Origin of the sequence: Candidatus Cardinium sp. cBcalN2 (genome assembly GCF_022810445.1) — a bacterium.
Classification (GTDB): Bacteria; Bacteroidota; Bacteroidia; order Cytophagales; family Amoebophilaceae; genus Cardinium.
This window is the reverse complement of the sequence record NZ_JAACGD010000038.1, coordinates 1-10176: the sequence shown is the minus strand read 5'-3', so window position 1 is coordinate 10176 and position 10176 is coordinate 1. Positions and strand designations below refer to the sequence as shown.

The 10176-nt window shown below is 38.2% G+C and carries 7 protein-coding genes; all 7 read right to left on the bottom strand.

What is annotated here, in order from left to right:
* Window positions 1-1582, bottom strand: a 1582-nt coding sequence (pckA, locus tag MUW74_RS01270; protein WP_243553028.1) for a phosphoenolpyruvate carboxykinase (ATP), incomplete at its 3' end; no start/stop codon positions are given.
* Between the two features lie 142 nt (window positions 1583-1724).
* On the bottom strand, window positions 1725-3512 hold the full coding sequence (gene argS / locus MUW74_RS01265; RefSeq protein WP_243518674.1) for an arginine--tRNA ligase: 1788 nt from the start codon (window positions 3510-3512) through the stop codon (window positions 1725-1727).
* A 722-nt stretch (window positions 3513-4234) separates the two neighbouring features.
* Window positions 4235-4819, bottom strand: coding sequence for a DUF5683 domain-containing protein (locus MUW74_RS01260; protein WP_243518119.1), 585 nt, complete (start codon window positions 4817-4819; stop codon window positions 4235-4237).
* A 33-nt stretch (window positions 4820-4852) separates the two neighbouring features.
* On the bottom strand, window positions 4853-5749 hold the full coding sequence (locus tag MUW74_RS01255; protein ID WP_243518122.1) for a ParB/RepB/Spo0J family partition protein: 897 nt from the start codon (window positions 5747-5749) through the stop codon (window positions 4853-4855).
* 16 nt (window positions 5750-5765) lie between these two features.
* Window positions 5766-6533 (bottom strand): ParA family protein, encoded by a 768-nt coding sequence (locus MUW74_RS01250; RefSeq protein ID WP_243518125.1) that lies wholly within the window; start codon window positions 6531-6533, stop codon window positions 5766-5768.
* Window positions 6534-6994: 461 nt separating this feature from the next.
* The gene (gene mnmG, locus MUW74_RS01245; protein ID WP_243518128.1) at window positions 6995-8857 is read right to left on the bottom strand and encodes a tRNA uridine-5-carboxymethylaminomethyl(34) synthesis enzyme MnmG; all 1863 of its coding nucleotides are present in this window, start codon (window positions 8855-8857) and stop codon (window positions 6995-6997) included.
* Window positions 8858-9217: 360 nt separating this feature from the next.
* The gene (gene ndk / locus MUW74_RS01240; protein ID WP_243518130.1) at window positions 9218-9658 is read right to left on the bottom strand and encodes a nucleoside-diphosphate kinase; all 441 of its coding nucleotides are present in this window, start codon (window positions 9656-9658) and stop codon (window positions 9218-9220) included.
* Between the last annotated feature and the right edge of the window lie 518 nt (window positions 9659-10176).

Below are 10176 nucleotides of genomic sequence, written 5' to 3'. Positions count from 1 at the left end.
CCAATATAATGAACAGATACTCTAATACAGGCGCAGCCGCTTGAATAGAAGGACTGATTGTAAATCGTTTGGCATTTTCCAAAAAGAGCGCAATCAACGCTTTGGCCTTCGCATGGTATTCCATTAGATTGCCCCAAGTTTTTCTAGGGTCCAATAAGGTGGCATCCAGGCCTGGTAAGGCCTTAGGAATAGCCAAATTAAAGCCTGGTAACTGGCTGTACTCAGCTGTTTTAAGCTGGCCATTTAAAATGGCATCAATGATTGTACGTGTTACTGAAATAGGAAATCGGTAGCCTTGCCCATAGCTTCCACCTGTCCACCCAGTATTGACTAAATAGACTTGCGCACCACTGGTGGATAAACGTTTGCTAAAAAGCGCTACATATACTGAAGCAGGTCTGGGAAAAAAAGGCGCACCAAAACAGGTGCTAAAGGTTGTTTGAATGGATGCTGCTTGATCTATTTCTGTACTGCCTACCAATGCAGTATAACCACTTAAAAAATAATAGGCAGCTTGTGCTTCTGTTAAACGGGCTACTGCAGGAAGAACGCCATAGAGATCACATGTCAGGAATATAATAGATGCAGGGGAACGGTCAACACGTTGTCTGGGTATACGTTGCTCAACGTAATCAATTGGATAGGCTACACGGCTATTTTGCGTCAAACTACTATCAGCATAATCTGGTTCTAAGGTCTTTGGATCTAGTGTTACGTTTTCCATAATAGCGCCATAGCGAATGGCATTCCAGATAACTGGCTCATGCACTGGTGATAAATTAATGCATTTGGCATAGCAGCCTCCTTCAAAATTAAATAGACCGTGCGCACTCCATCCATGTTCATCATCACCCATTAAATAACGCTTGGGATCTGCCGATAGCGTAGTCTTACCCGTACCCGATAACCCAAAAAACAAAGCGACATCACCTGATTTACCTACATTAGCTGAACAATGCATAGGGAGCACGTCTGCTTTAGGTAACCAATAACTTAAGACTGAAAACATGGCTTTTTTGATCTCACCTGCATATTGATGGCCACATAACAATACCTTGCGCTCGGTTAAATGAATGACTAAAGCCGCGTCGCTATATACACCATCATCGATGCCCTTGGTTAATAATCCAGGAACGGTGAGGATAGTCCAGGTAGGTTGCGCATGCTGGCCATGAAAATCTTCTGGACGAATAAATAACTGATAAGCAAATAGATTATGCCAAGCATATTCACTGATGATAGTAACAGGTAAATAATATTGAGCATCTGCCCCAACTTGCAAATGGGCAATAAAAATATCAATGGTTGCTAAGTAGTCTTGGGCACGTTGCCATAAAGATTCGAATACGTTTTCTTCGATGGGTTGATTGACCTTACCCCACACTACTTCATCAGCTATATCAGCTGTTTTAACAATAAATCTATCTTTTGGTGAACGTCCTGTACGGCTACCCGTCCGCACAGATAAAGCACCATTAGCGGCTAGCACGCCCTCGTCACGCGCTACGGCTTGTTGAATCAGTTGCTCAACCGATAAATCGGTATAAATGGTTCGCTCATAAGGAATAGGACGTTCTTTCATTATTACATAATTAAGCTACGTATTACAAATAACCTACTGGTATCTAACTCAGCCTTATGGCAAGGCAGACCCAAATTTTGAAAATCAATAAAATATAGAAATTAAGTTGATGCCATTACCTGAACAGATACACCTACTGAGCCTACATCTGCTCTGGAAGTTCAATGGTTAATAATGCCATACTTTTTTTTAAGACGTTGCCCACACAAACAGAAAGCAATAGCCTGACTGCTCTACTACTTAGATCCGATTCACGTAATATGGGATAATTACCATAAAATTTGTTATAGGTTTTAGCCAATTCTAAGGCATACTGGGCTATTACAGAAGGCATATAAGTGGTGGCTGCTTCTTCTATTACATCTGGCAATCTATAGAGTTGAAAGATAAGTGTCTGCTCTAGTTGACTAAGTGATACGCTCGGAAACGCATCCAATGGAATTTTTGTAATCGTTTTAGCTTTGCATACTAGTGAACAGATTCTAGCATGGGTATATTGAATAAAAGTTCCAGTATCACCATGAAAATCAATAGATTCATTAGGATTAAACAACATCCTTTTTTGAGGCGCTACCCGTAGTAAGAAAAACTTTAAAGCCCCCATTGCTAAGGTATGGTGCAATTTTTGTAATGCTTCCTGGAATATTCCTTCAGTTTTATGATTGGTTCCCATATAGTTTCTGACTGTATGAACCATTTCTTCCATTAGATTGTCGGCATCTACTACATTACCTTCTCTGGACTTCATTTTACCATCGGGAAGATCAACCATGCCATAAGGGAAGTGGTGCATAGCTGCTGCATAGGGTCTACCCAACTGGGCCATAATGGCAAACAAAACCTTAAAATGATAGGCTTGCTCATTACCGACCACATAAATCATTTGATCAAATCTATAATCCGCATAACGCCAATCGGCTATACCTAGATCTTGTGTAATGTAAACAGCTGTGCCATCACTACGTAATAGGACTTTTTCGCCTAAACCTTGTTTAGATAAATCCACTGCAATAGCGCCATCAGCTCTTTTATAGAATATATTTTTTTGTAATCCCTCTTCTACAATGGTTTTGCCAAGCAGATAGGCCTCAGATTCATAATAGACTTTATCAAAAGTGATGCCTAATTGGCTATAGGTGACATTAAACCCATCGTAAACCCATCCATTCATTTTTTTCCATAAAGCCATAACCGAAGGGTCGCCTTTTTCCCACTTCACTAGCATTTTTTGGGCCTCTTGCAAAATAGGTGGCACGCCTATATCCTGCCCATTTTTTGCCATAAGGGCCCGTTCTGCTTTATATACTTGATCAAATTTTACATAATATTTGCCGACCAAATGGTCTCCTTTTATACCGGTGGTTGCCGGCGTTTCATCATTGCCAAATTGTTGGTAGGCCACCATGGATTTACAAATATGAATGCCTCGATCATTAATGAGGTTCACTTTATGAATGGTATATCCAGCAGCATCTAAGATAGCGGCCAAAGAGCTTCCTAAAAAGTTATTCCGTAAATGGCCCAGGTGTTGGGGTTTGTTGGTATTGGGGCATGAGAATTCTACGACTACATGGCCCATTTGTTTGGGCAAGCAACCATAGGTTGTGTCTTGTGAAATGGCTTTTAAAATAGCAATCCAAATGGCATCATGGATCACAAGGTTTAAAAAACCGCCTATAACATTATAACTGGCTATTAGATCGGTATGGGTTTGGAGCCATTGGCCTATTTGTTCGGCTAATTCGGTCGGTTTTGCGTCACATTTTTTACAAAAAGGAAACACAGGCAATGAAAAGGTACCTTGGAATTCTTTTCTGGTAAGCTGTAGGCTACAGGCTTCTTCTGATAAAGACAGGTTATAGATGTTTAAAAATGCTTCCTGTATGGCTAATTTAAGTTTAGACTTGAGTTTTATGGCGTCTGTGGGCATAGGTTAAAATTTTATCTGATTCTACTTAAAATTACAAATTTATCAGCATAATCTTTTTAACCATATGGGGTGAGGGTATAGCGGGTTATGGGTGGTCAGTTATGACTTTGAATTATGGGTTTGATTTATGGCCTTCGATAAAGGCTTTTAGTGCACAGTAAAATTAATGAAACGATCTATTGCCCAGCGGGAAAATCATAAACTCAGCCTAAGGCATTTTAATTCCACTTTTTGCTTGATAAAAAAGTGGGCAAAAAATCAAGCCCTGGGTAAAAAGTTGCGGAAAGTGCCTGTCACAACTGGAAAAACAGAATCCGCCCTTCGGGTTTCCCTTTTAACTGTTTTGCTATTTCAGTTATAACAGGCACTTGCTGAGCGCAACTATTTTACAAGGGGCGTTTTTGCTTTTTCTACGTAACCTTTGCCACTGCGCTGAACGGCTACCTTTTTTATCAAGAAAAAAGTAAAAGTAAAATGCCCTACGGCTTAAATGAACCAATGGTGATCATCCTTAAGTGGATCGTCATTATGCATGCACTTACGCCTATTGACAGAAATATCTGAGCAACTTAGTTAGTTTGCTTGAGTGACATAACCATACTATCAAAGATTTTAAGCATAAAGACCTAAACAATCAATAGAACCGAATTATTTTATAGCTTTTTGCTAAAAATAAAAACAACTGTTTATAACAAAGCTTTAAAGCCTTGTTGCAACAGCCTCTATTTAACAGTAGCAACAGCTGGTTTTACAATAGAATTGGTCCCAATATCGTTTTTAAAATTGACGGTTCGGTCATGCCCTCCGGCATAAGCATCAAATACATTTAATAAGTACCAAGCAGCTGCAATTATAGCAAACAGATTTCGGGTACGCTCGCATTCTTTAATACGTTTTTGGGTAAATGCATCATTGGGCTTGGTGCGATGATCTGTAAGAAGCAAGGTTCGTTTGTGCTTATTCATCTCTTCATGTTCTGAATAGACCCTAGAACAGGCTATCACAAAGCCTAGATAAAAGCAGGGTACTTTCCAATAATCTTTATTGTACACTTGACCTAAGCCAGGTACTACCATCGAACTAATCCAAGAACGTTGTACCATAGCTTGTGCACGCATTGCCTTATGCAACAAGGTTATTTCGGCGACCTGTTGATCTACCTTACTATTACTAGAAGAGAGCGCATTAAGCCTGTTTTCTGTAGGAGCATGTAGCAACGGAAGCTGAGGCATATTGTGTAAGAGCGGCTTACTCGGCAGTGTAACCTTGGCCTGAACAAGACCAGGCAAATATAGAGCCCCTACCATGATTAAAAAAAAATTATAGCGCAGTTTCATATCTTATTTTGCATTCGAAATAATAGCCACAATTCTTTTTAGTTCTTCCTCAGAATCAAATATAATTTTAATTTCTCCTTGTTTTTTCGCATCTGCTTTTATAATTACTTTTGTATTAAACTGTTGCCTCAATTGCGTAGTTGTATCTTTTAACCTTGCTGTAAATGCAGGATTAAGTTGTGTTTTAACGGTTGGTTTTTTTAAATGGCTAGTAGTAGCTAGCCCTTGCACTAGTTTTTCTACTTCTCGTACGGAAAGCGTCTCTTCTAGGATTTTTTTCAATAAGCTTAACTGTGTTTCGGGTGTTTGAAGGTTAATTAATGCCCTGGCATGACCCATGGAAATTTTTTGGTCTCGAAGCGCAATTTGAATATCAGGAGGCAATTTAAGTAACCGAAGGTAATTATTAACCGTTGTTCTATCTTTACCAACGCGTTCGGCTAATGCCTCTTGTGTTAGTTTACAGTCTGTTAGTAAACGTTGGTAACTAAGTGCAATTTCAATCGCATTTAAGGAATCACGTTGAATGTTTTCAATAAGTGCTACCTCTAACATATGCAGATCATCTGTGGTACGTATATAACTTGGTACCTCTTCTAAACCTGCTAATCTAGCGGCACGTAGGCGTCGCTCTCCAGCTATTAACTGATAGGTCTGATTAGCTACTTTTCGAACGGTAAGTGGCTGTATAATGCCATGTAATTTTATCGATTCGCTTAATTCATTTAGCGTTTCTTGGTTAAAGTCTTGGCGAGGTTGAAAAGGATTGATGGCAATGGATGAAATCTTGATCATTTTAAAAAAACGTTCAGCAGTATCAAAAGATGCTTCTGAATGTGCTCCCTGTAATAGGGCACTTAGGCCTCGACCTAGAACACGGTTTCCTTTTGTAGGCTGCATAGTTTAATCATTTACATTATTGCTTATCTCTACTAGTAATCTCTTCAGCAAGGCTAAGGTAGCTAACGGCTCCTTTACTATCGGCATCATAAATAATAGCAGGCATCCCAAAGCTTGGTGCTTCACTTAGCTTAATATTTCTTGGAATAATGGTTTCAAATACCATGCTTTGAAAATGTTTCTTGACTTCTGCTACAATTTGGTTGGCTAGGCGAAGTCTAGCATCATACATGGTCATTAATATGCCCTCTATTTCTAGGTTAGGATTTAAACGAGATTGAATAATTTTGGTTGTATTTAAAAGCTTGCCTAGCCCCTCTAATGCAAAATATTCACACTGAACCGGTATAATTAAAGAATCTGCAGCCGTTAGTGCATTAATGGTAATCAGGCCTAAAGAGGGCGCACAATCTACTACGATATAATCGTAAGTTGGCTTTATGGCTTTTAAGGCTTCTCTGATACGGCCTTCTCTATTCTGAAAGTTTACCATCTCTACTTCTGCACCAACTAAGTTGATATGAGAGGGTAAAAGATCCAGATTAGGTATACTAGTTGATTGAATTAATAGTTTAGCATCTACTGCTTCCACAATACACTCGTAGATGCTATGTTCGACTTCTTCGGGCTTAATGCCTACACCAGAAGTTGCATTTGCCTGTGGATCAATATCAATAAGCAAAGTTTTTCTTTCTAATATAGCAAGACTTGCTGCCAGGTTTATAGCAGTAGTTGTTTTACCAACGCCACCTTTCTGATTGACAATCGCTACGATTTTTCCCATAAATATTGCGATTTATTCGCATAAATTTTAAACTAATCAGATCTATTTCAAATAAAACGATAGCATGATTGTGAACTAGGTATGCTGCGCAATTTATTAAGAGACACGGGAGGGCAAAACCAGAACGTAACTAGCATACTACGTAAAGATTGACGCACCGGATTGACGTGCAAATTACCAGCAACAATAGGATTTCGCAAGAAATCTAGTACTAGAGTACTAAATAACACAATGACAATCAAGCTATAAACTGATCTTATTACAATAGGAATATTACATTAATATTGTGCTGCTTCTCCAATCTATGAAAAAATAAAAATATATCAAAAAGTATCCTTGTAAAGAATACTAAGCGGGTTGTATTTTTGTAGGCGTTAGGACAATACATGGCTACACAAAAGGTACTTTTTATGGATAAACCTTTCGTAAGGCTTCTAAGAAACCTTATTATCTATTATCTATTATCTTCCTAAGTAGACCATTAGAATAGAAATATCAGCTGGACGTACACCACTAATCCGCGAAGCTTGCCCCAAGGTAGCAGGTCTTTTCTTTTGAAGCTTTTCTAATGCTTCTGCAGAGAGTGCTTTTAGCGCTAAATAATCAAAATCACTTGGAATGGTATAATGTTCCAATCGTTCTATTTTCTCTACCAGTTCTTTTTCTTTGAGAAAATAACTTTCATATTTAATCTGAATGATGACTTGTTGAAGAATTTCTGCTTCATAAGTAGATAATACATTGCTTTCCTGTTTATCTAATAAAAGCAAGCTGTTAAGGTCAACTTCTGGCCTCTTTAGTAATGTATAAGCAGATTGTACTTCATCTACTAAGCTTGTACCTACTGTGGCTAATATTGGGTTAATAATCGATGGTTGTATTTTCCATTGCTTTAAAAAATTAAAAACAGATGCCATCTCTTCTTTCTTTTTATATACTTTTTGCAGTCGTTCATGACTAGCCAATCCTATAGCATATCCCGATTCTGTTAAACGGAGGTCTGCATTATCTTGTCTCAGTAAAATCCGAAACTCAGCCCGAGAAGTAAACATTCGATAGGGTTCTTCAGTACCCTTGCCTACTAAATCATCTATTAAAACGCCAATATAGGCCTGAGACCTTTTAAATACGACTGGGCTCAATCTATTAATTTTTCTATAGGCATTGATCCCTGCCATTAATCCTTGACAGGCAGCTTCTTCATAACCAGTAGTGCCATTGATTTGGCCTGCAAAGTAAAGATTTTGAATCAATTGAGTCTCTAGTGTGTAGTGTAATTGGGTAGGAGGGAAATAATCATATTCAATGGCATAACCAGGGCATATCATTTTTGCTTTTTCAAAGCCGACTATAGCCCTTAACATCTTGAATTGAATGGCTTCTGGCAATGAAGTAGATAATCCATTAACATATACTTGAATAGTATGCCAGCCTTCTGGTTCCACAAAAATTTGATGCCGCTCTTTATCTGCAAACCTATGCACCTTATCTTCTATGGAAGGACAATAACGAGGACCCGTGCTTTGAATTTGACCATTATATATGGGGATATCTGCTAAATTATCTTTAATAAGATTGTGGACTATTGGGTTAGTATAAGTAATATAGCAACTTTTTTGTTGGGTAAGAGGGGTTGTGTGTAAAAATGAAAACTTGCCTGGTAGCCGATCACCTGGCTGTTCCTCCATTTTAGCATAATCTAATGTTCTGCTATCTACACGAGGAGAAGTGCCTGTTTTCATTCTACCTGTTTGAAAACCCAGAGTTTTGAGTTGTTCAGTAATACCCGTGGCAGCTCGTTCTGCAGAACGACCACCGGCCATTTTCTTTGCACCAATATGAATGACTCCATTTAAAAATGTTCCATTGGTTAAAATAACTGCTTGGCTCTTTATCGTAATACCTAGTGCAGTTTGAATACCTCTCACTATTCCCTTTTCTACCAATAATGAGACCATCATATCTTGCCAAAAATCTAAATTAGGCAATGATTCAAGTGCCCTTCTCCAACACTCCGAGAATAACCTACGATCATTTTGAGTCCGAGGACTCCACATCGCTGGCCCCTTGGAGGTGTTTAACATTCTAAACTGGATGGTCGATTGATCTGCTATGATCCCAGAAAATCCCCCTAAGGCATCTATTTCTCGAATAAGCTGCCCTTTGGCAATTCCTCCCATAGCTGGATTACAAGACATTTGCCCAATTGTCTGTAAGTTCATAGTGATCAGCAAAACCTTAGCACCTAGCTTAGAAGCAGCTGTAGCCGCTTCACAACCCGCATGGCCACCCCCTACTACAATAATATCGTATTCAAGCAACATAGATTTAAAAATGTTTCACGTGAAACACTAAGTTCATTTCTTCAGAAAGAGTCAAGCGATTTGTTTAGTAAATGATATCAAATTAAGCAAGATCCTATTACTCTATCCATCATTCACTAGCTTCTGATATGACAAGCAAAATTTCTATTCAGCCCTCATCCAGGGACGTAGACCTACAAAAGAAACTGTATACTATCCAATTTCTTAGAAGCACTGTGGTAGGCTATGCAGAATAAAGACAAAAGACCCGCTATAAATAGCTGGAAGAGATGATTTTAACAACTTACTCAGGAATTGGGTTTTTTGTCTACTTTTTGGTCAAGTAAAAATTAAGCTTAAAAGCCTTTGAACATAGCAACACTATATAATAGCTGGTTGCTTTACAAGAAGCTTACGACTAGGAAAGAAAAAGGAAATTTCAGAGGCAGCTGTTTGATCTGAGTCTGATCCATGGATTGCATTGTAATCGATAGAAGTAGCAAATGCTTTTCTAATAGTACCCTCAGCTGCTTCTGTTGGATTGGTAGCGCCCATTAGTTTGCGTAGATCTACAACTGCATTATCTTTTTCTAATACCATAGCCACTATAGGGCCCGAAGCAATGAAGCTACATAAATCTTTATAAAAAGGACGATCTGCATGTACTGCATAAAAATGCGCTGCAACGATTTGGGTTAACTGCAGCATAGACATGGCTGTGATAGAGAAACCTGCTTTTTCTATCATAACAAGAATAGAACCAATATGATTGGCACGAACGGCGTCAGGTTTAATTATTGAAAATGTGTACTTTCCTTGCATTTTATACATTTAATTAAGTGTTGATTCCAAGGGAACTATATCCGGTAGTTAGTCACTATAGAAATTATTATTCTTTATAATAACTTAATTGTTTATTCTACTTTAGAGCAGGTTGAATTTTACATTCAAGCAAAGTTGCTCCAAATATTATTCAGCAAACAAATATAACACTTTTTAGCCCTTAGCCAAGCATTGTATAGGGTCCTTTCGTGTCTATCGTTGTTTTTGTATGGGTTTTGCTTTCTAACTCAAATTTTGGCTGTTGTGACGACTATATAACAAAAGTCTCAAAAGAAGTGAGCGCATTTTTAGATCAGATTACTGGTGTCTATTCAGCTAATAGCGTCTACTTAATAGATATATTTTATTGATTTACAGTCATATTAATATTAATTCGGTCTACTGGTGTGCAGCCATTTTTTCCAGTTCTTTATCAAGAAAAAAGTATCTGTTCATGACATGGGTAAAAAATGGATCTTTATTGTTACTTTTTTCTTGATAAAAAAGTAAGCAAAAAA